This window comes from Pedobacter cryoconitis (assembly GCF_014200595.1).
In the GTDB taxonomy this organism is placed as follows: Bacteria; Bacteroidota; Bacteroidia; order Sphingobacteriales; family Sphingobacteriaceae; genus Pedobacter; species Pedobacter cryoconitis_C.
In genome coordinates this window covers 30,837-53,928 of the sequence record NZ_JACHCG010000005.1, presented here as the reverse complement: position 1 = coordinate 53,928, position 23,092 = coordinate 30,837, and the positions used below count along the sequence as shown (strand labels likewise).

24 protein-coding genes are annotated in these 23,092 nt (G+C 40.7%); 10 read left to right on the top strand and 14 right to left on the bottom strand.

Annotation, left to right across the window (positions count from 1 at the left end; translation table 11 throughout):
* Positions 1-6: 6 nt before the first annotated feature.
* Positions 7-777: a succinate dehydrogenase/fumarate reductase iron-sulfur subunit gene (locus HDE70_RS22705; RefSeq protein WP_111635398.1), complete on the top strand. Its 771-nt coding sequence runs from the start codon at positions 7-9 to the stop codon at positions 775-777.
* Positions 778-856: 79 nt separating this feature from the next.
* Here HDE70_RS22705 and HDE70_RS22700 read toward each other — a convergent pair whose 3' ends face one another.
* From HDE70_RS22700 to HDE70_RS22690, 3 genes are all read right to left on the bottom strand, one after another.
* Positions 857-2,719 (bottom strand): M56 family metallopeptidase, encoded by a 1,863-nt coding sequence (locus tag HDE70_RS22700; protein ID WP_183891922.1) that lies wholly within the window; start codon positions 2,717-2,719, stop codon positions 857-859.
* Positions 2,716-3,093 carry a BlaI/MecI/CopY family transcriptional regulator gene (locus tag HDE70_RS22695; RefSeq protein WP_183866210.1) on the bottom strand — a complete coding sequence of 126 codons (378 nt, stop codon included), beginning with the start codon at positions 3,091-3,093 and terminating at the stop codon, positions 2,716-2,718. Before HDE70_RS22695 ends, HDE70_RS22700 begins: the two co-directional genes overlap by 4 nt.
* A 164-nt stretch (positions 3,094-3,257) precedes the next feature.
* Complete coding sequence (locus HDE70_RS22690; RefSeq protein ID WP_183891921.1) at positions 3,258-3,539, bottom strand: hypothetical protein; 282 nt, start codon at positions 3,537-3,539, stop codon at positions 3,258-3,260.
* Between the two features lie 238 nt (positions 3,540-3,777).
* Between HDE70_RS22690 and HDE70_RS22685 the strand changes: the two genes are divergently transcribed.
* Both HDE70_RS22685 and HDE70_RS22680 read left to right on the top strand, forming a co-directional pair.
* Positions 3,778-4,803: a sensor histidine kinase gene (locus tag HDE70_RS22685; protein WP_183866208.1), complete on the top strand. Its 1,026-nt coding sequence runs from the start codon at positions 3,778-3,780 to the stop codon at positions 4,801-4,803.
* 18 nt (positions 4,804-4,821) lie between these two features.
* Positions 4,822-5,571 (top strand): LytR/AlgR family response regulator transcription factor, encoded by a 750-nt coding sequence (locus HDE70_RS22680; RefSeq protein ID WP_183891920.1) that lies wholly within the window; start codon positions 4,822-4,824, stop codon positions 5,569-5,571.
* Positions 5,572-5,603: 32 nt separating this feature from the next.
* Here the strand turns inward: HDE70_RS22680 and HDE70_RS22675 are convergent, their stop codons facing one another.
* Both HDE70_RS22675 and HDE70_RS22670 read right to left on the bottom strand, forming a co-directional pair.
* A complete protein-coding gene (locus tag HDE70_RS22675) occupies positions 5,604-6,338 on the bottom strand; it encodes a lysophospholipid acyltransferase family protein (protein WP_183891919.1) in 735 nt (244 codons plus the stop codon).
* Positions 6,339-6,344: 6 nt separating this feature from the next.
* Complete coding sequence (locus tag HDE70_RS22670) at positions 6,345-6,899, bottom strand: NUDIX domain-containing protein (RefSeq protein ID WP_183866205.1); 555 nt, start codon at positions 6,897-6,899, stop codon at positions 6,345-6,347.
* Between the two features lie 117 nt (positions 6,900-7,016).
* Here HDE70_RS22670 and HDE70_RS22665 point away from each other — a divergent pair, with 117 nt between their 5' ends.
* Positions 7,017-7,352, top strand: a complete 336-nt coding sequence (locus tag HDE70_RS22665) for a hypothetical protein (RefSeq protein WP_183891918.1) — start codon at positions 7,017-7,019, stop codon at positions 7,350-7,352.
* A gap of 822 nt (positions 7,353-8,174) precedes the next feature.
* Here the strand turns inward: HDE70_RS22665 and HDE70_RS22660 are convergent.
* On the bottom strand, positions 8,175-10,661 hold the full coding sequence (locus HDE70_RS22660; protein WP_183891917.1) for a TonB-dependent receptor domain-containing protein: 2,487 nt from the start codon (positions 10,659-10,661) through the stop codon (positions 8,175-8,177).
* 94 nt (positions 10,662-10,755) lie between these two features.
* Here HDE70_RS22660 and HDE70_RS22655 point away from each other — a divergent pair, with 94 nt between their 5' ends.
* The gene (locus tag HDE70_RS22655) at positions 10,756-11,358 is read left to right on the top strand and encodes a thioredoxin family protein (protein ID WP_183891916.1); all 603 of its coding nucleotides are present in this window, start codon (positions 10,756-10,758) and stop codon (positions 11,356-11,358) included.
* Here the strand turns inward: HDE70_RS22655 and HDE70_RS22650 are convergent.
* The 5 genes from HDE70_RS22650 to dcd form a co-directional block, all read right to left on the bottom strand.
* Positions 11,355-11,636 carry an ATP-dependent Clp protease adaptor ClpS gene (locus HDE70_RS22650; protein ID WP_183866201.1) on the bottom strand — a complete coding sequence of 94 codons (282 nt, stop codon included), beginning with the start codon at positions 11,634-11,636 and terminating at the stop codon, positions 11,355-11,357. The genes HDE70_RS22655 and HDE70_RS22650 overlap by 4 nt on opposite strands.
* A gap of 100 nt (positions 11,637-11,736) precedes the next feature.
* Positions 11,737-12,612 carry an SDR family oxidoreductase gene (locus tag HDE70_RS22645; RefSeq protein ID WP_068404114.1) on the bottom strand — a complete coding sequence of 292 codons (876 nt, stop codon included), beginning with the start codon at positions 12,610-12,612 and terminating at the stop codon, positions 11,737-11,739.
* Positions 12,613-12,615: 3 nt separating this feature from the next.
* Positions 12,616-13,377, bottom strand: coding sequence for an enoyl-CoA hydratase/isomerase family protein (locus HDE70_RS22640; protein ID WP_183891915.1), 762 nt, complete (start codon positions 13,375-13,377; stop codon positions 12,616-12,618).
* A gap of 7 nt (positions 13,378-13,384) precedes the next feature.
* Positions 13,385-16,075 carry a carboxypeptidase-like regulatory domain-containing protein gene (locus HDE70_RS22635; RefSeq protein ID WP_183891914.1) on the bottom strand — a complete coding sequence of 897 codons (2,691 nt, stop codon included), beginning with the start codon at positions 16,073-16,075 and terminating at the stop codon, positions 13,385-13,387.
* Positions 16,076-16,155: 80 nt separating this feature from the next.
* Positions 16,156-16,692, bottom strand: coding sequence for a dCTP deaminase (gene dcd, locus HDE70_RS22630; protein ID WP_068404102.1), 537 nt, complete (start codon positions 16,690-16,692; stop codon positions 16,156-16,158).
* Between the two features lie 65 nt (positions 16,693-16,757).
* On the opposite strand from dcd, the gene HDE70_RS22625 reads away from it, so the two are divergent.
* The 5 genes from HDE70_RS22625 (at position 16,758) to HDE70_RS22605 (ending at position 19,850) form a co-directional block, all read left to right on the top strand.
* Positions 16,758-17,393 (top strand): 4'-phosphopantetheinyl transferase family protein, encoded by a 636-nt coding sequence (locus HDE70_RS22625; RefSeq protein ID WP_183891913.1) that lies wholly within the window; start codon positions 16,758-16,760, stop codon positions 17,391-17,393.
* Positions 17,394-17,404: 11 nt separating this feature from the next.
* A complete protein-coding gene (gene lipB / locus HDE70_RS22620; protein ID WP_183891912.1) occupies positions 17,405-18,100 on the top strand; it encodes a lipoyl(octanoyl) transferase LipB in 696 nt (231 codons plus the stop codon).
* A 77-nt stretch (positions 18,101-18,177) separates the two neighbouring features.
* Positions 18,178-18,732, top strand: a complete 555-nt coding sequence (locus HDE70_RS27175; RefSeq protein WP_221302121.1) for a DUF5684 domain-containing protein — start codon at positions 18,178-18,180, stop codon at positions 18,730-18,732.
* 5 nt (positions 18,733-18,737) lie between these two features.
* Entirely contained in the window at positions 18,738-19,073 is a 336-nt protein-coding gene (locus HDE70_RS22610) for a DUF2752 domain-containing protein (RefSeq protein WP_183891911.1), read from the top strand.
* 60 nt (positions 19,074-19,133) lie between these two features.
* A complete protein-coding gene (locus tag HDE70_RS22605) occupies positions 19,134-19,850 on the top strand; it encodes an SGNH/GDSL hydrolase family protein (protein WP_183891910.1) in 717 nt (238 codons plus the stop codon).
* Positions 19,851-19,856: 6 nt separating this feature from the next.
* Here the strand turns inward: HDE70_RS22605 and HDE70_RS22600 are convergent, their stop codons facing one another.
* The 3 genes from HDE70_RS22600 to HDE70_RS22590 all read right to left on the bottom strand — a co-directional run bounded on the left by HDE70_RS22600 (position 19,857) and on the right by HDE70_RS22590 (position 23,089).
* Positions 19,857-21,284, bottom strand: a complete 1,428-nt coding sequence (locus HDE70_RS22600; RefSeq protein WP_183891909.1) for an L-serine ammonia-lyase — start codon at positions 21,282-21,284, stop codon at positions 19,857-19,859.
* Between the two features lie 38 nt (positions 21,285-21,322).
* On the bottom strand, positions 21,323-21,979 hold the full coding sequence (locus HDE70_RS22595) for an MgtC/SapB family protein (protein WP_183866194.1): 657 nt from the start codon (positions 21,977-21,979) through the stop codon (positions 21,323-21,325).
* A gap of 81 nt (positions 21,980-22,060) precedes the next feature.
* A complete protein-coding gene (locus tag HDE70_RS22590; RefSeq protein ID WP_183891908.1) occupies positions 22,061-23,089 on the bottom strand; it encodes a PorP/SprF family type IX secretion system membrane protein in 1,029 nt (342 codons plus the stop codon).
* Positions 23,090-23,092 lie beyond the last annotated feature (3 nt).

Genomic DNA, 23,092 nt, shown 5'->3' with positions numbered 1-23,092 from the left:
AATACCATGAGTACAGGAAATATGAATTTAACGCTGAAAATCTGGCGTCAGAAGAATAACAAAGCCAAAGGTAATTTGGTAGACTACAAAATATCAGAAATTTCTCCTGATATGTCTTTCTTAGAAATGTTCGACGTTTTAAATGAGCAGCTAATTAATAAGGGTGAAGAGCCGGTAGTTTTCGACCATGATTGCAGAGAAGGTATTTGCGGTGCATGTTCAATGTATATTAACGGAAGACCACATGGACCAAAAGAAGGTATTACTACCTGTCAATTGCACATGCGTTCTTTCAAAGATGGCGATACCATTGTGGTAGAACCATGGAGAGCGAAGGCTTTTCCAGTGATTAAAGATTTAACGGTAGATCGTACTGCATTCGATAGAATTATTGCAGCAGGAGGGTTTATTTCAGTAAATACGGGTAATGCGCAAGATGCGAATGCATTGCCGATCCCTAAGTTCCAGGCAGATTTATCTTTCGAGGCTGCGGCTTGTATTGGTTGCGGTGCTTGTGTAGCTACTTGTAAAAATGCATCTGCGATGTTATTTACTTCAGCTAAGATTTCACAATTGGCGTTATTGCCTCAGGGTCAGCCAGAACGTTACCGTCGTGTACAGAGTATGGTTGCACAGATGGATGCTGAAGGATTTGGTAACTGTACCAATACCGGTGCTTGTGAGGCTGAATGCCCTAAAGGAATTTCTTTAGAGAATATTGCGAGAATGAACAGAGACTTTTATTCCGCAAAATTTGTTTCTGAGGAAGAAGTTTAATAGATTTAGACAACGAGACAAGGATTTAACACAGAACCCCGGCTATGATGGCAGGGGTTTTGTGTTAAATCCTTGTTTTTTATCCTTTCTTTTTGGTGGTAATCACAACTACTCCATTTTTTGCCGCCTCGCCATATTGTTTCAGCGCTTCCTCGCCTTTTAGGACATTCATGCTTTCAATGTCATTAGGGTTGACATTTTTGATTTCTGCCTGGTCGGTCAAACGTTTGCCATCCACCACATAAATTGGCTTTGGAGTAATATCAATACTTCCAATTTGCTTTTGTCCTTCTTCTTTTTTAACTTTTTCATTACTTAAGGTAAAGCCGATCGGCAGACTATATTGAACGCGTACAGGATTTTTACCATTATAGCCAGGAACCCATTTAGGTGATGATTTCAACACTCTGACTGCTTCTTCATCCAATCCTGATCCCAGCGCCCGGATTACTTTAATATCCGTAAGCCGTCCGTCTATTTCTACAATATAAGAAAGGAATACCTTACCCTGGACATTGTTCTTAAGCGCTTCTTCCGGATACTTAACACTCTTGGCGATGAACGTATAAAAATTGGCCATTCCACCTGGAAAAGATGGTGGAGTTGTGAGTGCGGCATAATCATAAACAGGCTCTTCTTTAACCTCGGCTGTTTGTTCATTTTTGGCAGATGCGCCGGTGATTGTGATTAAATTTAAAGCAGTATATCCTTTCAGCGGCTTAGTATCTTTGTTCTCTAAAGGTGTATTTGCTCCTTGGAGACGAAAGGCCACCGTAAGGCTATATTTGCCATTGTCCATCGATTTAAAGCCCTCAAATGCTGAAATGACCCTGATCACTTCTGCGTCACATCCTGAGCCCAGCTGCGTGCCTGCACCGATGTTTTTAAGCTCGCCATTTTGTAGTGTAAAGTTAATATGAACATTCCCTTGCAGCTGGCGCTGATAAGCTATAGCAGGGTATTTAATGCTTTTAGCTAAATAACTGTAAAGTAAAGTCCATTCGTTGGTTTGCTGTTTGCCTATATTGTTCGTATTACTGAGGGTTAAGGCTGTAATAATGGATTCTGGAGTTGAAATCGGAGCTTCTATCTTTTCAGCAACAATTTTCAGGTCTTCATTTTTACTGATCGCCGCTGAGGAGAATAATAAAGTAAGCGCGAACAGGGGTAAAAACAGACCATATTTTAATATTGCTGTTTTGGTAGAGCGTTGTTTATTTAGCATAATAATTCGTTTTTTAAGCATTGATTTATTGAAAAAACTATTGGTTAATACGTGCTGGTCAACTCCCATTGCCTGACTTAAAATCAGCAGGGCATAGCTTTCTTTGTCCCCTTGGAAACGGGCGGCTTCTTCATCGGCCAGGTATTCATGAATATGTTTTACTGTGGTTTTATAAGCATAAATAATAGGGTTGAACCAAACCAATGCGCCTATAAGTTCGAACAATAAGACATCGAAGCTATGGAGCTGGCGAATATGAATTTCTTCATGTTTTTGAATGGTGTTTAGTCCGGGAAGTGCAGGGTCTATCACTTTTTGTTTAAAGAATGAAAAGGCCATGCCTGTTGAATTCCCTTTCAGGAGTCTTTGTACTGCGAACAGTTGATAACCAAACTTGCAAAGGAAGAACAGGACACCTGTAAAGTAAATCCAGACCAGGAAAGCAATTAAGTTGAAATGTTGCCCCTGATCGGCTGATACGTTTCCCTGAGCCATCATCGTGAGTCCTTCTATGCTGATTTTAAGCTGTTGTGCGGCAGGTTGTCTGACAAACCACTCTGGTCTTAAAAATGGAATAACCAGAGAAAGCGTGCCCGAACCAATCAGGTAGATCCTGTTGAGTATAAAGTAGGTTTCTTTAGCCAGTAGCAAGCTGTAAAATGCGTAAAATATAACCAGGTATATGTTTACTTGCAGGAGGTAGTGGGCCCAGGTCATTTCGTTTTGTTTTTAAGTTTGCTGATCATTTTAAGAATTTCATCCACATCACTTACATCCATCTTTTCTTCCTTTACAAAAAAGGAGAACATGCTTTCTACTGAGTTTTCAAAGTAACCTCCGAGCAATTTCTCTGTGGCGTGGCGCTTATAATCTTCTTTCGATACCAGTGCGTGATACTGATGTGATTTCCCAAAGGCTTCATGTCCAATGAATCCTTTCACTTCCAATATCCTGATAATAGTAGATACTGTATTGTAGGCTGGTTTTGGTTCTGGTAGAAAATCCATCACGTCTTTGACGAACCCTTTCTCAATTTGCCAGACAATCTGCATGATTTGTTCTTCGGCTTTGGTCAGATCTTTAATTTCCATATGGCTTATATTCTATTGGTTAGGTTGAAACTAAAATATTAGTTATATAAATGTATGAACTAATATTTTAGTTTCAAAGAATAAAAGCAAAAAAAATAGTGACCATCCAATCACCATTTTTTTAACTATTAACTAAAAACTAAATTCTTGAGAAAAGGGCAGGATTATCTTCCCTGGTAAGCTGTAATTTTTGCAATTTCATTTGCAGCTTTAGCAGTAATTTCACTACCCCTGGTCATATTTGAAGGGTCTGTAAGGGCAAAAATCATCATGACAAAAACTGGAATCAACAATAATATAAAAGGAGAGACATTCGTTAACTTTTTCATGGTATAAGAGGCTATTTTATTTACTATATTATTTAAGGTGTTGATTTCTGATTGATATGAAACAGACAAGCTATTGTTTACAGTAGTGCCAGTGTATTGAAGAGATGCTGTTTTCATAATTGTTTCGTTTTGATGAAACAAATAGACTTATAAAATTAATCTTGTGAAAATGTATTATACCAAGTGGATATAATTATAGATCAACGGGTTATTTTGCCAATAAGCCGGGAATATCCTATTTTCGGGCGTTGGTAGAAAAAAAAAGCCAGTTCGTCGAAACCTATGGCTTAAAAACGTTACTTTCATTACTTTGAGCGGCCACTAAAGCTGGCTTCTGTTTAAACAATAAATTCTGATGAAGGATAAAAGAGCACTGATTGTACATTCTGTTTACTGGCTATTTCTAGGCCTGATTATGGCTTTGGTTATATTTCTCAATAGAGAGCAGATGACCAAGGAGTACATTCTGGTGAGTATATGCTATTTTTCCATTATCAATATTTCTATATTTTATATTAACTACACGCTTCTTATCCCCCAGCTGCTCAAAAAGTACTGGATTTATGTACTTTCCATTGTGGCCTTGATTGTGGTCATGATGTTTTTAAAAACGGGACTTGCTTTACTTTACCGGGATGTGATGCTGGAGCATACGAATCGTAAAACCGGGGTTACCACACACTCCGACCTCAACCTGTACATGATCAGTTCGGTATTTATCTCAGGATTCTTTATCATTTCCAGTTGTCTGATCAAGTTTATGCTGGACTGGTTTAGTAATATCCGTATTCAGCGCAGTCTGGAAACAGAGCGGAAAGACATGGAATTACAATTCTTAAAGTCGCAGCTTAATCCTCATTTCCTGTTCAATTCTTTAAATAATATCTATTCACTGGCCTATCAGAAATCTGATAAAACGGCTGATGCTATTTTAAAGCTGGCGGAAATTATGCGTTATATGATCTATGAAAGTAACGACAGCTGGGTAGCTTTGAGTAAAGAGATTGAATATGTACAAAGTTATATTGAGCTTCAGAAACTAAGATTTAAAAATGGTGCATCCGTGGAGATGACCCTGAATGGAGAAATCGATGATCAGCAGATTATTCCTTTAATCTTGATTTCCTTCGTGGAAAACGCTTTCAAACACGGGGTGGCGAACGATCCGAAAGACCCTATCCGTATTAATATCATTGCAAATCAGAAAATATTGCACTTCAGTATTACGAACAAGAAAAGTAATGGCAATAAAGATGAAGTAGGAGGAGTGGGGCTGAATAATGTGGAGCGCCGCTTACAATTACTTTATCCGGAAAGGTATAAGTTAAATATCGTAAATTCGGCTACCCACTATACCAGTGAGTTGATGCTTGACATATAAAAAGATAAAATTATTACAATGACACTAAAATGTATAGCTGTAGATGATGAGCCTTTAGCGCTTGATATCATTGAGGATTACGTCTCAAAAGTGCCCTTTCTGGAGCTGGTGACAAGAACTGAGAATGCCATTGAGGCTTTACAGCTTGTACAGGCGGGTGGAATAGACCTGGTATTTCTGGATATTCAGATGCCTGATCTGACGGGTATACAATTTCTTAAAATTGCCAACAACAAAGCTAAATACATCCTGACAACCGCTTACTCGCAATATGCACTCGAGAGTTATGATTTAAACGTATCTGACTATTTGCTGAAGCCTATTGCCTTTGATCGTTTTTATAAAGCTGTAGAAAAAGTTCATAACCAGCACAAAAATAATGCTGAAACAGTAGCTGTTCCCGCACCAGCACCGATGGCGGCTCCCGTGGCAGCGGCAATTCAGCCCGTTCAGGATTTTATCTTTGTGAAGACCGAGCATAAAATTCAGAAAATTGAGCTCAGCGATATCCTTTACATCGAAGGATTGAAAGACTACATTTCTATTTTCACAAAAAATGAAAGAGTGATCACCCTACAGAACATGAAGAAAATGGAAGAAACCCTGCCATCCAATCAGTTTATCAGGGTACATAAATCCTATATCATTGCGCTCGATAAGATTGAAAGCATAGAACGCAGCCGGATAACCATCTGCGGAAAGATTATCCCTATAGGAGACACCTATCGTGATGAATTTTTTAAACGAATAGAGAATAAAAATATCTAGGAGACACCTCAGATTATTGATTAACAGCCGGATTATTGATTCAGAAACTTTCTGATCGCCTGTTCGGCTGCCAGTGTTAATTCTTCCGGGTTTAGTCCTTCAGTTGGAACAGGTGGAAGAACAGTCCATCTGATCTTTTCTCCGCAACTTAGCGGAAAAGCCCCATACTGTACAATCTTCCATGAATTTTCAATTGCGATCGGCACAATAAGCGAATCAGGAGCCGCCTTCAATAAAGTGGCAATCCCCCCAACATGAAAAGGCTTCATCAAGCCATCCTTAGCCCTTGTACCCTCCGCAAAGATCATTGCTGACCAATTGTTTTCCTTCATTCTTCTGCCGAGCTTAATGATCTCAGAAACGGCCTGTTTACTATCCTTGCGATTAATATTTGCCCCACCCCCGTACTTTAGATTAAAAGAAATCGAAGGAATGCCCTTAGTCAGTTCAATCTTGGAAATAAACTTCACATGGTGCTTCTTCAAAAACCAGATAATCCCGGGAATATCATACATACTCTGGTGATTGGCCACAAAAATAATTGGTCTGTCAGCTGGCAGATCCTGTTGATTCACAAACGTGATTGAATTGCCTAAAAACACCTGGCAATAAGTAAGGAAAAAATTCAGGTAATCAACCGACACTTTATGCGCTTTATAACCAAAAAGGCGGAAGCATACCCATTGAATAGGCTGAAAAACAATCAGTGTCAGGAAAAAGAAGAGGTAAAATACGGGAGTCAGTATATATCCCAGAAATTTGTTCATATAATTCTATAGTTTGCCTTCGAGTAATAATATTTTGGTTTTCAACAAAGCTGCAACGCTCATGCTATCAGTAATTCTCCCATCCATAGCCATTTGATAAGCTTCCTCAAACGGTAACTTTCGTAAAACAAGCTCCTCCGTCTCTTCCGGTTCGGCTTCCCCCATGGTCAGGCCCCTTGCAATATAAATTATGGCCAGCTCATTGCTCACCGAATTTGATAAATGCATCCTTTGCACTTCCATCCATTCCGTAGCAATCAAACCCGTTTCCTCCTGTAACTCACGCTTGGCACTATCCAGCGGTGCTAACCCCAGTGGGCCACCCCCTTCCGGAATCTCCCAGCTATAAGCCTTGATCGGAAAACGGTACTGCCCCACAAGCCACGTATTCATGTCCTGATCCAGCGGTAAAATACCGATTGCATAATTCCTGAAATGGACTTCCCCATAAATGCCCTTTCCACCAGAAGGATTAAGAACCTGATGTTCCGTGACCCCAATCCAATTATTCTCATAAATCTTTTGGCTATCCAGAATAGTCCAGGGATTGTGATCTTCCATGTCCGCAAGTTACAAAATTTCTAAAAAGTATACCTAACCGTGAACCTAAACCCTAAAATCCCCTAACAATTTGCAAACTCAACTGTTTTACCAATAATCAACTAAACAATCAATCATATGTGGGGAGATCAACCATGGGATAATGACCGTGCCGCCGATTGGTACGGCGTAATGATGAAAAAAACAGGTCTGGCAGCTCACGTCCGGAAAACCCTGTCAGAAGAACATAAAGACAATACAGAAATACTCAGGGCTGCCGCATTTTGCCTCGTACAATTCGGCCGTATTTACATATGGCCAACCGAGGAACTTAAAGACGACCTTAAACTTGGAATAGCCGCACTAAAGCATGTCCTGGACGATGACGAATACTGTCACTCCATAGAAATCACTGTTGACATTCGCGCAGAACTCGCACAACTCGAAGAAAGATTAAACACTTACATCTGGTAATAAAGCCCAAAGTATTTTCTGAAAACACATCATATTAAGCTGTGTTTAAAATTAATCATTAGAAACAAAAAAGCCCCGGATGCGACCGAAGGCTAAACAACTTACTTAGTTACGCTTTTGCGAAGAAAAGGAGGCTTTACTAAGCATAACAACGCAAGTTAAATATAATTCCTTGTCATTTCTTCGAAAAAGATTCTCTAAAAGTACAAGAAGAAGTACATCTGAATTTTGTCCTGAAGATTTTGCTAAAAGCCCCGTCTAAAAGTATAAGAAAATGCACATCTGAATTTTGTCCTGAAGATTTTGCTAAAAGCCTTGTCTAAAAGTATAAGAAAAGGTATATCTGAATTTTATCCTAAAGATTTTGCTAAAAGTCCCGTCTAAAAGCATAAGAAAAGGTATATCTGAATTTTGTCCTGAAGATTTTGCTAAAAGTCCTGTCTAAAAGTATAAGAAAAGGTATATCTGAATTTTGTCCTAAAAGTTCCGTCTAAAAGTATAATAAGAGGTACATTTAAATCTTGTCCTAATAATTCTGCTAAAAGTCCTGTCTAAAAATGTAAGTGCAGGTTATATCTCAGGGTTTTCCTGATAGCTTGTCTAAATAAAAGTATTTCCTTTAAAAACCCTGCCAAACTATCCGCCATATTTCCCATGACGCAGAAGGAGGGCCTGAGCGCTATAGGTTTCTCCAAATAAATGATTTTTAATAAAAAAGTCAGCCCTGTATTTTGACAATATTTCTCTCTTCAGAGAAATCCGTCAAAATACAAGGCTGCTTTTTTATTAAAACCTGGTGGAGAACCCCCAGACGAAGCCCCCTTAAAAGGATCCTTCGTCAGGCTTACTATCCTGCTGCTCCACCTTTTTACCCTTCTTCATAAAACTAGTTTTCCCGAACCTGTAAGAGAACGTCAAATTCCCCATAGGCCCCTGCTGATACCTTTGAAAATCAACAATAGAATTCGCATCCTGCGTCAGCATCCCAAACTTTCTCGTATTAAAAATATCCCTCACATTGAAACTAAGAGAAGCCTTTCTTCCTTTAAAATCATACTTCGCGCCACCATCAACACCATACATCGCCTTTCTCGTACCCTGTGCCAACACCTGCGAAGAATTATAATCCGCCCTTACCTGCAACGTAATACTATGCGGTAACACAAAATTATTCGTCAGATTCGCATTCCAGCTGAACCCAGAATTACCCTGGATACCAAAAGCCGGAACCCCGTCAATCTTACTATGATAAACATTCAGATTCCCGGTAAAATTCCACACCTTCAGCGCATCCACCTTTGCAATAAACTCCAAACCACTCGAAAGATCCTTCGTTAAATTCTCAGGCGTTGTGATAATTACCCCATCCGCATCAGGCACAGACCTTACCCTTTGAATCAAATCATTCGTCTGTCTCAAATAAACACTCGAAATCAAAGTCACCTTAGGCCAGAACTTGCTATAACCAAGCTCAAAAGAATGCACATCCTCCGGCAACAAATTCGGATTACCCTTGCGCCAGTTCAGCGGATCAGAATAATCAATAAACGGGTTCGTATCCCACGGTCTCGGTCTGTTTACCCTTCTCGTATAACTCAGCTGAATCTGCTGCTCACCAGTAAACTTCTGCGTTAAATAAACACTCGGATATAACCTTTTATAAGCAATCCTTGCAGGCGCAGTCGCAAACACACCCGACTGATCATACCCACCAGAATTCGTATTCAGCAACGCATCCTCAGCCCTTAACCCAAGCTGATAACCAAAATTCTTAATCTGGTTCTGATAATTTAAATAAATCGCATGCACCTGATCCTTACTATCAAAATCATTCGACAAAGGAAGATTATCCACATAAGCACCCGAAACATTATCAAACCTTTTGGCTACCGTATTTGCATCAGAATACCTGATCTGGCTTCTATATCCAGTCTCAATCTTTCCTGATTTCCCTAAAGGCATCGTATAATCCAGCTGGATATTATAATTCTTGTTCGTTCCATCATTCGTATTGTTCAGTATATCCGCAGCTGACGAAGCAGGGACCCCATTCACACTATAAACCGAAGTATTATAAACCTGGAAATTATCATTCGTGCCCGTAGAATAGCCAAAATTGAAAGTCAGCTCCTGGTTCGGCTTAAACTTATGGCTGTAATCTAAATTTAAATCATAACTATGACCACTTCCATCATTCGTATTTACCCTTTTGCTGAATTCCAGAGGAACCCTTCCGGCCGCATACTTATTAATATCCAAAAACTCCGTACGGTCATTAATCCTGCTATTGAACCCGCCCGAAAAACTTAAAATATCCTTGTCCGTCAAATAATAATCTAATCCAGTCTTTAAATTGTGGGTTTTATCAACCGACCCCCATTTGCTCAGCTGATCCGCATAAGCCAGAGAATCCTTGCGCGTCAGGTACTGGATATTATTATAACCACCACCTGGGCGGCTACCATACCGGTACCCATAATTTCCATAAATATTAATCTTCTTATTCTGGAAACTTAAACTCACATTTCCATTGTAATTATCTCTGTTTCCAGCCGTTAAAGCTACATTTCCATTGAAACCTAACTTCGTGTTTTTCTTCAGAACGATGTTAATAATACCAGACTGTCCCTCCGCATCATACTTTGACGACGGATTTGTGATCACCTCTACCGTCTCAATTGAACTCGCCGGAATAGAAGCCAGTACCTGTGCAATATCTCCGCCCGCAATTAAAGACGGTTTGCCATCAATTAATACCTTTACTCCAGTAGAACCCCTTAAACTCACATTTCCATCCACATCAATCTGTACAGAAGGTACATTCTGTAATAAATCACTGGCAGAACCGCCCTCACTCACCAGACTTTGCTCTACCGAGAAAACCTTTTTGTCAATACCCAGCTGTATAGGGCTTTTCTTTCCTGAAATTGTGACCTCACTTAATACATTGCCCTTGGAAGCCTTCATTTTTATCGTGCCCAGGTTAATGATCCGCTGATTTTTAGTGATTGCTACAGAGTCCCTGACCATGGTCTGATAACCCACATAGCTGATCTTAAAAGTGAAAACTCCCGCAGGAATATCATTCATCAGCAAAGCGCCATCAGCATCAGTTTGCGCAACCTTAACAGTCGCTTTCGTTTTTCTGTTAATTAATATTGCTGTGGCGAAAGGAACTGTTTCATTATTTTGGATGTCTACTACTTTTCCAGTAAGTTTACCAGTAGCAGGAGTTTGTGCATTTAGTTGAAAAATTGTGGTACAAATAGTGAAAGTTACGAATAGAAACTTTGCGCAATAGTTCTTCATTTAGAATAGTCTGTGTTTAGTTTTTTTTATAGCGGCAAAGTAACGGCCTGAGAGTGAGAAAAAAGGGGGGTAACTATTTTATTACAACGCGATTATGAGTAATTACAGTAATATTTTTGTGAATGAAGGATTAACTTATTCCAAGTATAGGGATTTGATAGATTCTCTTCTTAAAAGCAATAAAACAACGGGCGCCGATCATAGCGAAGCCATGCTGCACTACAGCAAAATGAATGTACAGCGAATGAGCAGGGTCGATAAGACCGGCGTGCTCAATGAAGCTTTTATAGCAGCCATTAAAAAGCTGGAAAAAAGCTATCAGCTGCTGGTAATTTCCGAAGGATGGTGTGGAGATGCCGCGCAGATCGTTCCCTTATTTGAGAAAATGGTAGAATTTGCACCAGAGAAATTTGCGTTGCGTTTTGTGCTCAGAGATCAAAATCTGCCGCTGATAGACGCACACCTCACTCACGGAGGGCGGGCTATTCCAGTTTTACTCTTGCTGGATGCGAACGGCGGATTGATTTCCAAATGGGGGCCAAGGCCAGAAGTGCTGCAACACCTGTTAGGAGAATGGAAAAAGGAAACCTCTGATATGTTTGAACTTGCAGAGCGCTTGCACCTGTGGTATGCTAAAGATAGAACACAAACGACTCAGCTGGAGCTGACCGCATTGATCAGCAGCCTGGAAAACTAGTCTACAGTTACCGTTAACCCTTCCTGCTGAAGGATTTTACGGTAGACTTCCATTTCAGTGAAAGAACCTTCCAGTACAGCACACTTACCTTTATTATGCACTTCCCAGGCAATTTTCTCTGCCTGCGACTCTGTATAATCAAGATATTTTGTCATACAATAGATTACATGATCAAAAGTATTTACATCATCATTCCATAAAATCAGCCGATGCGAGGTTTTAAGGGAGGTTAAAATCTCTTCCAGTGTAAATGTTTCTTCCTTTGTTTCTGTTGACATGATACAAAAATAAACTATTCTTAAAATAAGAGCGTGTTTAATTTACAATTTTAAACACGCTCCTATTGATATTAAACTATTTTAGCTGAATCAGGCCGGATCAGCTGCCTTTAGCTGATCTTGTCATTTGTTCAAACGCATCCCACATCTCACCAGGAATAGCTTCCAGCCCATTAAACTGGCCGGCGCCCTGTAACCACTCCCCACCATCTATACTGATCACTTCTCCATTGATATACCCTGAAAAATCACTCACCAGGAATGCAGCAAGGTTTGCCAGCTCCTGATGTTCTCCAACACGTTTCAGTGGAACACGGTTTTTGAAATCGAACTTTTCTGCCAGATCTCCCGGAAGCAAACGTTCCCATGCTCCTTTAGTTGGAAAAGGACCAGGCGCAATTGCATTCGTTCTGATGCCATATTTTCCCCACTCCACCGCAAGAGAACGCGTCATTGCCAGTACACCACCCTTGGCACAGGCCGAAGGCACCACAAAAGCTGAACCCGTAAAAGCGTAAGTTGTTACAATGTTTAAAATGCTTGCCGCCTGTTTCTCTTTGATCCAGTGTTTACCAAAGGCAAGCGTACAATTGACCGATCCTTTGAGCACGATATCTATAACCGTAGAAAAGGCATTGGCCGATAAACGCTCCGTAGGAGAGATGAAATTTCCTGCCGCATTGTTCAGCAGGCTATCTACACGTCCAAAAGTTTTAAGCGTTTCTGCCAGTACATTTTCCACCTGTTCATAATCACGTACATCACAAGTTACTGCCAGTACTTTGCCACCTGTTTCTTTTTCCAGCTCATCTGCGGTTTTCTGTAACACATCAGCTTTGCGGCTGGTGATCACTAAATTGGCACCAAGCTTCAGGAAATAGGTGCCCATTGCTTTACCAAGCCCGGTACCACCACCAGTAACTACAATTGTTTTGCCCTTTAAAGCATCATCTCTTAACATGGGTTGATTGTACATAACTTATTTCTTTTGAAGGTTGTCAATAATCATTTTCAAAATATTCCGCGTAGCCGGTGACCACCATTGCGCAAGCATAACTTTTAATGCTTCAGACTGATCCGCAGAAGTCGCTGCAATCAGCTCTTTTCTGATGTTCAGCTTACTCTGCTGCCAGGTATTAGGTTCCAGCGCCATGTATTTTCTTATTTTGCGTTCCGCAGCGGTCATAATGCTATCCTGATTCACCAGTTCATCTACCAGGCCAATATTTAAAGCCTCTTCAGGGCTGAATAACTTGCCTTCTAATAGACTTCTGGTTGCATGACCTTTACCCAGCCAGAAAGCATACAGGCTGAAAATGCTCTCAGGAACGATAATTCCGACAGGGACTTCATTCAAACCAATAATAAATTTGCCTTCAGCCATCACTCTTGCATCACAAGCTAAAGCAATCACACATCCTCCGGCAGGAGAATGACCATTGATTGCAGCAACCATAGGTTTTTTAAAAGCGGTGATTTTAGCTATGAATGCCAGGAATAAATGCCAGAAAGACTCTGCTTCTTCTTCATTGTACCCATACAGTTCGATTAAGTCCAGGCCCGCAGAAAAAAAGTTATCGCGGCCTGCAATGATTACTCCGCCTATATTGTCATCATTTGCAATATTATGGAGCATATCGGTCAGCTCAGTGATCATCTCCCTGTTTAGTGCATTGGATTTACCGCGGTTAAGCGTAATCAGTGCTAAACGATCTTTTATTGTCACATTGATTGTGTTCATAGGTTTTTTATTTTACTTCGTAAGTATATACTTTTCTGGCCATGCGGCCATCCATGTTCATTCCTTCTATAACAACTCTATAAGTCCCGGATTCGTCTGTATTATAGAAATTAAATTTAGCTGTTCCCGTTTCATTGGTCGCTATATTGGGATTCCAGTAAACAGTAGTCCTCTTGTCGGCTATTTTTGTGTTTTGTGAGGTATTGTATTTCGGAGAATAAAACTCGCGTACCGCATAATAGCCAGAGGCAGTAATATTAATAATTCCTGGTGCATAAGTAGAATAACCTGCATTGCCACCTCTTTTAGTGGTGATGATTAAAACACCTCCAAAACCTCTTGATCCGTAAATGGCAGTAGTTGCACCACTTTTCAATACTTCTATAGTTTCTACATCATTAGGTTGAATATTGTCCAGGAAATCTGAACCTACATTGGTTCCATCCAGAATAATTTGCATAGGCACCCCATTATTCCGGACTAAGAAAGCCTCAGAACCCCGAACCGTTAATCCCGCAACCCTGCCTTGCAGACATTGCGCTAAGCTGCTGCAATAATTCAAATCTGAACCTTTGATGACCGCATCTGCACGACCAGCGCCATTTAAGTTTGTTGAGTTCTTCGCCTTTAATACCTGTTGTACAATATTTATCTGGTTAAGTGTATAACTCCTTTCCAGCAATCCGCGTTTAGTCAGGTCATCAAAATAACCCTCACTCTTGATAATATAACTTTGTATTGCTTCATTCACATTGATTTCAATATCGCCTGTATTTTTATTTGGCGTAACCAGCTGTCCGGGAACCTGGTCAATTTTTATTTCAACGAACTTTTTGTCTTTGGCATTTCTGGCCTGAACAACAAATTTTGTGGTGTCACTAAAACTGAGGTTCTCAAAATTAAAATGTCCATTGGCATCCGTTAAAGTATCCAGCATGAAGAACCCTCCTTTGTTGGAAAACAAGGTAACCTTTCCTTTGGCAATAGGTTTTCCACCTGGTGTAGTCACGGTACCACTTACCTTTAAGGACTTTTCTGCTGCAAAAACAGGTTTAACAACTGTATTTCCGATTACATCTTTCCATAAAAACCTGCTCCAGCCCTGAGTCAGCATCAGTTCATCTAAATTTGCCCTGGTTTGTACGCTGTTATCACGGAAATATTGATTGGGTTTCTCAATGTATCCTTTGAGGTCTGAACTCAATAACAAAGAAGTCATGATATTACTTTCATTGTCAACATCAGGTTCTACGATACTTGCATTGGTTACTGCGACCGAAAAACTACCATAAGTAGGTTTACCTTCAGCTGTGGCCGATAACTCAATCGGTACATACTCTCTGACCTGGTATGATTTTTTTAAATTCAGTACATTAAGATCGATGTGATCGGCGGGATTGTTAAGAAAAATCAATCTTTCAGCAACCGGAATATTTTCAGGAGAGAACAACGTAAAATGAAGGACACCTGATGGAAGTTCCTTTTTATTCAGTGCAATCGCACTGATTTGCTTCAGTGTGTTCACTTTCAGTACCGCAGTTACTGTGTTGTTATGCTGAATAACCAATTTCATTTCGCCAGTATTCAGCAACGACTGGCTAAGTAATATTTTAGCACTGACTTTATTACTGTCTGTATTGTTAATGGCGAGTACATAACCAGAAGTCAGCACTTTAGGAAAAGGGATTTGCTGAAGAGTGCCATCCTTTAATTTAACTTTTGCGGTATACGTTCTCCCTGGTTGCGGATTTAAGATGAAACTGCCCATTCCCTGGTGCGTGGTGTTGAAAGGAAGAACTTCTGTCCCCTCATTGTCCACAATCATACCTGAAACATCCACTCCAAGGCCGGATGATCCAATTGCTTTAATTCCAACTCTCGAAGGAAGGTCTTCCACAAGGTTTCCGCTTTCGGGAAACAGCTGAACAGCAACCGCGTCCGAAACTGCCTTGATTGGGATAGTTTTAACGATTTTCTCTTTATTGTCCAAAGTAAGCGTAGCCGTAATTCTTCCGGAAGTTAGTAGTTCGGCCTGTTTACTGCTAAAAGAAAGGGAAATCTCTCCCTGTGCATTGGTTGTCGCTTTTCCTTTTTCTACCGTTTTGTCTCTCAGCTTTACTGTATAGGTTACAGGGATTTCTGTATAAGGCTCATTCTTTTTGTCTGTGAACTTAATTACTGCATTCACATTATTCTCATTGTCTTTTTTACTATAGGTGTATTTAGTGTTGGTCAGCACTTTATTCGCCCATGCATTCCCAATTTTTATCGTTTTATCGAAAAAGAAATCGGGGCCCGCATTTCTCATCAATTGCGTATAAGCTCTGATTCTGTAATTTCCTTCGGCTAAAGTATCTGTTAATTTGAAATCCCCCCAGGTGAGGCCGGAGACCAGCGGAAGTTTAAGCTGACGTTTAACAGAGTCGCCTTCATTGATCAGCTCTACATATAGAATCTCACTGATTTTGGAAAGCTGGTCCGTACTGTTATCGGTTACATATGCTTTAAACCAGATGTTGTCACCAATCGCATAATAAGGCTTATCCAGATGTAAGTGGACTTTTTCCTGTGGATTTTCCTGCGTATACTCAGCAAGTTTCTTTAACAGTGTTTCGAAAGGATCATCTGCTATTCTGAATGCAAAAGAGAAGGCGCAAACCAGCAGGAAAAGACAAGCATAAAGATATTTGGGTTTCATAGCGTAGTAAAAAAATAGAGCCTCAATATAAGGATATTGAGGCTCAAATGCTATAAATTAATGCAAAGTTTAAACGCTTTCTAAAAGCTGTTCTTCCACATCATGCTTTCTACTGGCTTGGTAGTCTTGTTGCTATATTTCGCATCATCTTTCGCGTTGTATAATGTTTCAATGTCACCTTCTACAGCAAAGTAGATCAACTGGCCAATTGGCATTCCTGCGTAAATTCTTACCGGCTGCGCACAGGAAATTTCCAGTGTCCAGGTATTGCAGAAACCTACATCGCCTTTTCCGGCAGTTGCATGGATATCGATTCCTAAACGGCCGGTACTCGATTTTCCTTCCAGGAAAGGAACATGTGCATGTGTCTCCGTATATTCAAGGGTTACCCCCAGGTATAAAGTTCCGGGTTGTAAAACAAACCCATCTTTTGGAATCTCAAAATGCTGAATTTTATTGTGTGCTTTGGCATCAAGCACTCTGTCGGTATAAGTAGCCAGGTATTTTCCAAGATGAACATCATAGGAATTTGTGCCCAGACAATCTGGATTAAAGGGCTCAATAATTATTGTCCCTCTGTCAATCTCTTCTAGAATACGCTTATCGGAAAGTATCATTTGTAAAGTCTTTGGGCGAAATTATGATTAATTTAAGATACTTTTGCATTGATTTTTTAAATACGATGCCTGTAATCTATAATAAAGATATTGACGATCATACCACACTAGCTGTATGGAAAATCCAGGAGCGTGAAGAAGACCTGATTTCCGGCCTGCAATTAAAGGCGCATGAACTCGATTTTCTCGCTACTTTAAACAATGGCAAGCGCCTGCTGCACTGGTTAAGTACACGTTTACTTTTACGGACGATGCTGAATACCGCAGACTATATTGACTGCCGGATTGATGCACATGGAAAACCATACCTGGTGAATTCTGCTTCTACCATTTCGTTAAGTCATTCTTTTGATTACGCAGTGGTCATGATCGGAAAAGAAAAAGGTGTTGGCGTAGATATTGAAAGGATAGAACCTAAGATTCACCGGATTCAGCAGAAATTTCTTTCTCCACCCGAACTGTTACATGTAAAAGATAATACGGACGGGCTTTATGTTTGCTGGTGTGTCAAAGAAGCCATCTATAAATGGTATGGCAAAAAAGGACTGGAGTTTAAAAAACATATTCATATACAACCCTTCGAGCTGCATAATGAGGGGACATTGACCGCTATAGTTGATTTGCCCGAAGGCACAAGAACGCTGACTGCAAATTACTTTAAAACCGCAGATGGTTATATGCTGGGATATGTGGTAGCTTAATTTTGACAGAGATGAACAAAAAAGTAAAATTTGTTGATTGGGGACTGCTGGATTACCAGGAAGCCTGGGACAATCAGGAAATTATTTTTAAAGATACTATTGCCGTTAAAACGAATAACCGTATACAAGAAACTACTGTAGAAACACCAAATTTCCTTGTTTTTTGTGAGCATCCTCATGTTTATACTTTAGGGAAAAGCGGGCATGCAGAATATCTTTTGCTGGATGAAGAAGGGTTGAAGGAAAAAAACGCGACCTATTATAAAACGAACCGTGGTGGCGACATTACCTATCATGGGCCGGGGCAGATTGTAGGTTATCCTATTCTGGATCTGGATAATTTCTTTACTGATATTCATTTATACCTCCGGACACTGGAAGAAGCAGTAATCCTGACTTTGGCGGATTATGGTATCATTGCCGGCAGATATCCCGGATTTACAGGGGTATGGCTGGATGCAGACAATGAAAAAGCAAGAAAAATTTGTGCGCTGGGTGTGCGTTGCAGCCGCTGGGTAACCATGCATGGTTTTGCTTTTAACGTAAATGCGGATCTGGATTATTTTAAAAATATAATTCCCTGTGGAATAGATGATAAGGATGTGACCTCGATGCAAAGAGAGCTTGGTCGCGAATTAAATTTAGCTGAGGTGAAATCTCTGTTGAAAAAACATATTGCCAATTTGTTCCACATGGAACTCTATTAATTTTTTGTTATTTGTCAGGTACAGGTAAAACAATTATTTATTTTTTCTTATCTTACCGGGATAAAAGAAAATAAATTATGGATTATAACGCTTCATCTTCACCGATGTCTACAGGAGTAGGCCTTTTTGGAGGATTTACTTATCTCGCTATTCTTGTCCTGGTAGTCTACTCCATGTGGAGAGTTTTCGAAAAAGCAGGAAAACCAGGATGGGCAGCAATCGTTCCCATTTATAACATTATTGTTTTGCTTGAAATCATAGGAAAACCACCAATCTGGATTTTATGGATGCTTCTGCCTTGTACTAACATCATCTTTGGTATCTGGGCATTGAACCTGTTGTCTAAAAGCTTCGGTAAATCTGAAGGCTTTACGATTGGTTTGATTTTGCTTCCATTTATATTTTTCCCGCTGCTTGGTCTTACAGATGCAAGATATTTGGGCCCATCAGCTAAAGAAGCAAATGGATTTGGCCCTAACAATCAATTTGGTGCAAATAATCCATTCAATGGAAATAACCCTTTTGGTGCAAACAATCCTTTTAATCAACCTCCGGTTACACCGCCAACTACACCAACTACACCACCAGCGGCACCGAACCCACCAACACCGCCTGCAACACCAGAGGCTTAATTCCAATGCCTAAAATATTTACTTTATCCGCTTTCTCTTTTTTACTGGAGAAAGCGGGTAATTATATGCTGCCTTGCCCTGTGAAATATCTGACCGGCTATGATTGTCCCGGCTGCGGATTCCAGCGCTCTTTACTCGCCTTGCTCAAAGGTGATTTCCAGCAGAGCTTTCAGCTGTATCCGGCTACTGTTCCCATCCTGTTAACCTTTGCGATCGGCCTTACGGCCAATTACTTTTGGGGACAGCGGAGCAAAATCCTGATTAATGTGTTGTTTATGCTTACCGGGTCGATCATTACGATCAGCTATCTTTTTAAGATTTTTGCACCGCATGTTCACTAACAATACCTATAAATTATTACCTTCAACATCTGATTCCAGGCTTCTTTCGTAAATTTTAAAATGAAGTTAACGACAATAGCTATCCTGATGTTTTTGATGTTAGGATGTGGGAAAAGCTCAACAAATGGCATGAATAAAACTGATATAGCTCCAATCGATCCACCCACAGATCAGCTGACTTATCTCGCACTCGGAGATTCTTACACCATCGGAGAAGCGGTGAAACAAGCGGAAAGTTTTCCTTATCAGCTCCGGGAAAACCTGAACAGGCAGTCGCTTCATTTCTCAGCACCTAAAATTGTTGCGACAACCGGATGGACTGCCGGAGAACTGATATCAGGAATTAAAGCAGAAACATTTTTGCCGAAATATGACCTGGTGACTTTGTTGATTGGTGTCAATGATCAGTACAGAGGGAATTCCATAGAAACCTACCGTAAAGAGTTTATTGCCCTGCTTAAAACTGCGGTTAATTTTGCCGGTGGAAATGCAGCGCATGTATTTGTGGTTTCTATACCAGATTGGGGTGTAACGCCTTATGGTGCACAAAGCGGCAGAGATGTGAGAGTGATCGCGAAAGAAATAGATGCTTTTAATGCGGTGAATAAAGAAGAAAGTCTGAAAGCAGGAATCAGTTATACGGATATTACGCCAGGTTCAAGAAATGCGGCAACTGATGCTGCGCTTGTCGCTTCTGACGGACTGCATCCTTCGGGAAAAATGTATAAAGAATGGGCAGCTCAGCTCAGCCCATCCATTAACAAAGCTTTTAAATAAATGGAATTAACATTCAGGTAAGCTGATTGGAATGTTGGTCGCTAAACCACCATCCGAAGTTTCTTTATATTTCGAGTTCATATCCATTGCTGTTTCCCACATGGTGTTGACAACTGCACCTAAACTTACTTTTGCTTTATCCGGATTACTCTGCAAAGCCAGCTGACTTGCGGTAATTGCTTTAATAGCGCCCATGGTATTCCGTTCGATGCAAGGAATCTGCACCAAACCTCCAATCGGGTCGCAGGTTAAGCCCAAATGGTGTTCCATAGCAATTTCTGCTGCCATCATAACTTGTCGCTGAGAACCGCCCATACATTCTGTTAATGCGGCTGCGGCCATTGCAGAAGAAACACCAATCTCTGCCTGACAGCCACCCATTGCTGCCGATATGGTTGCTCCTTTTTTGAAAATACTTCCGATTTCAGAAGCACAGGCAATAAATTGTGTGATTTTGTCTTCTGAGAAACCATCACAGAAAGCGATATAATATTGTAGTACAGCCGGAATTACACCCGCAGCCCCATTGGTCGGTGCGGTTACTACGCGGCCGAACGATGCATTTTCTTCATTTACAGCCAGCGCAAAACAACTTACCCAGTCTAAAGTATAATTGAAGCTATTACCACCAGCTCTGATGGCCTGGATCCAGCTTTCGTAATCTGTATAGGTTCTGTCGCCAATCAGCCTTTTATTTAAAGCTGCTGCTCTGCGGCCCACATTTAACCCTCCGGGTAAAAAACCACCAGTATGGCAACCACGGAAAGTACATTCTTTCATAACTCTGAAATGCTGAAGCATACCCTTTTTGGTTTCCGCTTCTGTACGCCACATCAGTTCATTTTCCATCACGACTTCCGAAACTTTTAAGCCGGTAGTTAAGCACCAGTGTAATAAATCTCCGGCTATTTCAACAGGAAATGGAAGCTCCACCTGCTCTTTATCTCCACCTGTTTCACCTTCTTTAACTACGAAACCGCCGCCAATAGAGTAATACGTTTCAGAAAATGCGCTGCCATTAGTCAGAAATGCCTGAAAAGTAACCGCATTCGGGTGAAAAGGTAAACTCTCTTTGTAAAGAAATATTAAGTCATCATTATAATCAAAAGAGAGCTGATGACTGCCACCTAATAACAATTGCTGGTCAGCTTTAATCGCTGCCACTGTAGAATCAATAGCGTTTACATCAAAAGTTACCGGATCTGCACCAATCATCCCCAATAGAATGGCAATGTCAGTACCGTGACCATGACCTGTTTTTGCAAGAGATCCATAAAGCAATATTTTTACTTGTTCAACACCACTTAAAAGGTCTTTGCTGGCTAATGAAGCCGTAAACTGCTGGGCAGCCCTCCAGGGGCCAAGGGTGTGTGAACTCGACGGGCCTATCCCGATTTTAAAAATATCAAATACGGAGATCTGTTCTCTATGCATGATACAAAGCTAAATAGTTTAATATGAATTAAAGGAGGTTAGAACTGAAATTCAAGAATTTTTTCATCTTGTAACATATGATCGACAAATAGTTTGTGGTTTTTGGGGGAACCTACCGCAGTCCAGGTGCCACTGATAATTCCTTCGGACATGCGCTGCTGACCACGGCTTAACCTTAAACCCGCAATCTTGAAATGCTCTTCATAGCTATCCAGTCCTTCGTTTTCATATTGTTTGACAATCTTATATTCTCTGGAAGAAGAACGGCTTTGCACGAATTCTTCCACATAAGGGAAGAAAATCAGCGCGAGTAAAACAACGATGGTTACACCAATAGATTGTTCGGAATAACCAGCGCCTACAGCCATACCTATGGCGGCCACAATCCAGATTACACAGGCCGTGGTTAATCCTCTGACCCGGTTTTCCTCTTTGAAAATTACACCTGCACCGAGAAAGCCGATTCCGGTTACAATGTTCGAAGCGATACGATCCTGGCTTCCTGTACCAATTTTAATAGATAAAATAGTAAAAAGGGTAGAGCCAAGGCCAATCATGATCATGGTTTTTAGTCCCGCTTGTTTAGCTCTTAATTCACGTTCAATACCAATAAGCCCGCACAATAATATGGTCAGTAAAAACTTATAGACCTCGCTTTGGGTCAAAAAATGGTTGCCTTCAATAAATTCTTCCATGGTATCAAAAAGATAAAAAACTGCTTAAAAGTTTTAAACTTTTATAAAGATAACTAAAGAACTGTGATACTGAGTAAAGCTTTAGTAGAAGTCATAACAACGCAAGCCATTGAATTTATTAAAGCTGGAACTATTTGGGAAATACTTCTGATAACCGATACTAGCCTCTGTTGTCCCGTTGGTATTGGTATAGTTTATTTTTGAAGTTGTTGCATCATGGCTGATACCCACTCTTAATTTCTCCCCGTTTTCGCGTCCGGTAAAAATATCAAAGATCAGGGAAACTACGATGGCGTCGGGGCCGCCTTCGCCAGTTGTACGGTACCACAGGCCTGAGTTGAGCCCTTTATGTTTAAACTGTGCACCAGCACTCATGGAAGATACATTTCCTTGTTTGTAATACACAACCGAAGGAATGATGTAGGATGCTTCATCTACACCATAAGTATAATTCTGGGTAAGTGCGATCCGGTAACTGGCATAACCGGTAAGCCGCATTGGCAGTTTTGCCTGTGCACCGCTAAAAGATTCATCCGGCTGGTTAATGTGATGTGAGGCAACACCTGCCATAAAATTTCCGTACACCAGGTTGACTCCTGCCGCGGGATCAAAGAAGAACTTACTGGCCTGATTGGGTGGCTGTGCCGCGCTGATACTTCCAGGGATATAACCAAGCCGGTTGTCAATCTGATCGGAGAATACCAGTTTGTTCCAGTCAATCTGCCTGCTGGTAAATCCAGCCTGAATACCAAAAGAAAGGACGAAATCATCTGTACCTACGCTATAAGAATACGTAGCGGCAATATTGTTTTTCACCAGAAAGGCAGTCCCTTCAGAGCTGCGGTTGAATTGTAAGCCAACCCCGCCACCAAAACGGGGGATATTCAAATCGGCCGACGCGTTGATATAGGAAAGTGTTCCATTCAATCCTGTCCATTGATTCCGGTAAATCATATTCATTCTGAAATCACCCTCAAACTGCCCGGTCAAGGAAGGGTTGAGGTATAATGGTGCATTAAAAAACTGGGAGTAAATATGATCCTGAGCCAATACAGAGATTGACCTGGCAAACAAGCATAACAGCAAAATAGAGGTTGATCTCAGTTTCATATT

Bases quoted from the DNA above. Each gene is read 5' to 3' on its own strand.
- HDE70_RS22695 (WP_183866210.1), bottom strand. From the start codon at position 3,093: ATGGAAATTAAAGATCTGACCAAAGCCGAAGAACAAATCATGCAGATT.
- HDE70_RS22610 (WP_183891911.1), top strand. From the start codon at position 18,738: ATGCCTAAAATATTTACTTTATCCGCTTTCTCTTTTTTACTGGAGAAA.
- HDE70_RS22645 (WP_068404114.1), bottom strand. From the start codon at position 12,612: ATGTACAATCAACCCATGTTAAGAGATGATGCTTTAAAGGGCAAAACA.
- HDE70_RS22665 (WP_183891918.1), top strand. From the start codon at position 7,017: ATGTGGGGAGATCAACCATGGGATAATGACCGTGCCGCCGATTGGTAC.
- HDE70_RS22650 (WP_183866201.1), bottom strand. From the start codon at position 11,636: ATGTCAACAGAAACAAAGGAAGAAACATTTACACTGGAAGAGATTTTA.
- HDE70_RS22605 (WP_183891910.1), top strand. From the start codon at position 19,134: ATGAAGTTAACGACAATAGCTATCCTGATGTTTTTGATGTTAGGATGT.
- HDE70_RS22685 (WP_183866208.1), top strand. From the start codon at position 3,778: ATGAAGGATAAAAGAGCACTGATTGTACATTCTGTTTACTGGCTATTT.
- HDE70_RS22660 (WP_183891917.1), bottom strand. From the start codon at position 10,661: ATGAAGAACTATTGCGCAAAGTTTCTATTCGTAACTTTCACTATTTGT.
- HDE70_RS22670 (WP_183866205.1), bottom strand. From the start codon at position 6,899: ATGGAAGATCACAATCCCTGGACTATTCTGGATAGCCAAAAGATTTAT.
- HDE70_RS22600 (WP_183891909.1), bottom strand. From the start codon at position 21,284: ATGCATAGAGAACAGATCTCCGTATTTGATATTTTTAAAATCGGGATA.
- HDE70_RS22590 (WP_183891908.1), bottom strand. From the start codon at position 23,089: ATGAAACTGAGATCAACCTCTATTTTGCTGTTATGCTTGTTTGCCAGG.
- HDE70_RS22655 (WP_183891916.1), top strand. From the start codon at position 10,756: ATGAGTAATTACAGTAATATTTTTGTGAATGAAGGATTAACTTATTCC.
- HDE70_RS22700 (WP_183891922.1), bottom strand. From the start codon at position 2,719: ATGACCTGGGCCCACTACCTCCTGCAAGTAAACATATACCTGGTTATA.
- HDE70_RS22690 (WP_183891921.1), bottom strand. From the start codon at position 3,539: ATGAAAACAGCATCTCTTCAATACACTGGCACTACTGTAAACAATAGC.
- HDE70_RS22680 (WP_183891920.1), top strand. From the start codon at position 4,822: ATGACACTAAAATGTATAGCTGTAGATGATGAGCCTTTAGCGCTTGAT.
- HDE70_RS27175 (WP_221302121.1), top strand. From the start codon at position 18,178: ATGGATTATAACGCTTCATCTTCACCGATGTCTACAGGAGTAGGCCTT.
- HDE70_RS22595 (WP_183866194.1), bottom strand. From the start codon at position 21,979: ATGGAAGAATTTATTGAAGGCAACCATTTTTTGACCCAAAGCGAGGTC.
- dcd (WP_068404102.1), bottom strand. From the start codon at position 16,692: ATGATACTTTCCGATAAGCGTATTCTAGAAGAGATTGACAGAGGGACA.
- HDE70_RS22635 (WP_183891914.1), bottom strand. From the start codon at position 16,075: ATGAAACCCAAATATCTTTATGCTTGTCTTTTCCTGCTGGTTTGCGCC.
- HDE70_RS22705 (WP_111635398.1), top strand. From the start codon at position 7: ATGAGTACAGGAAATATGAATTTAACGCTGAAAATCTGGCGTCAGAAG.
- HDE70_RS22640 (WP_183891915.1), bottom strand. From the start codon at position 13,377: ATGAACACAATCAATGTGACAATAAAAGATCGTTTAGCACTGATTACG.
- lipB (WP_183891912.1), top strand. From the start codon at position 17,405: ATGAACAAAAAAGTAAAATTTGTTGATTGGGGACTGCTGGATTACCAG.
- HDE70_RS22625 (WP_183891913.1), top strand. From the start codon at position 16,758: ATGCCTGTAATCTATAATAAAGATATTGACGATCATACCACACTAGCT.
- HDE70_RS22675 (WP_183891919.1), bottom strand. From the start codon at position 6,338: ATGAACAAATTTCTGGGATATATACTGACTCCCGTATTTTACCTCTTC.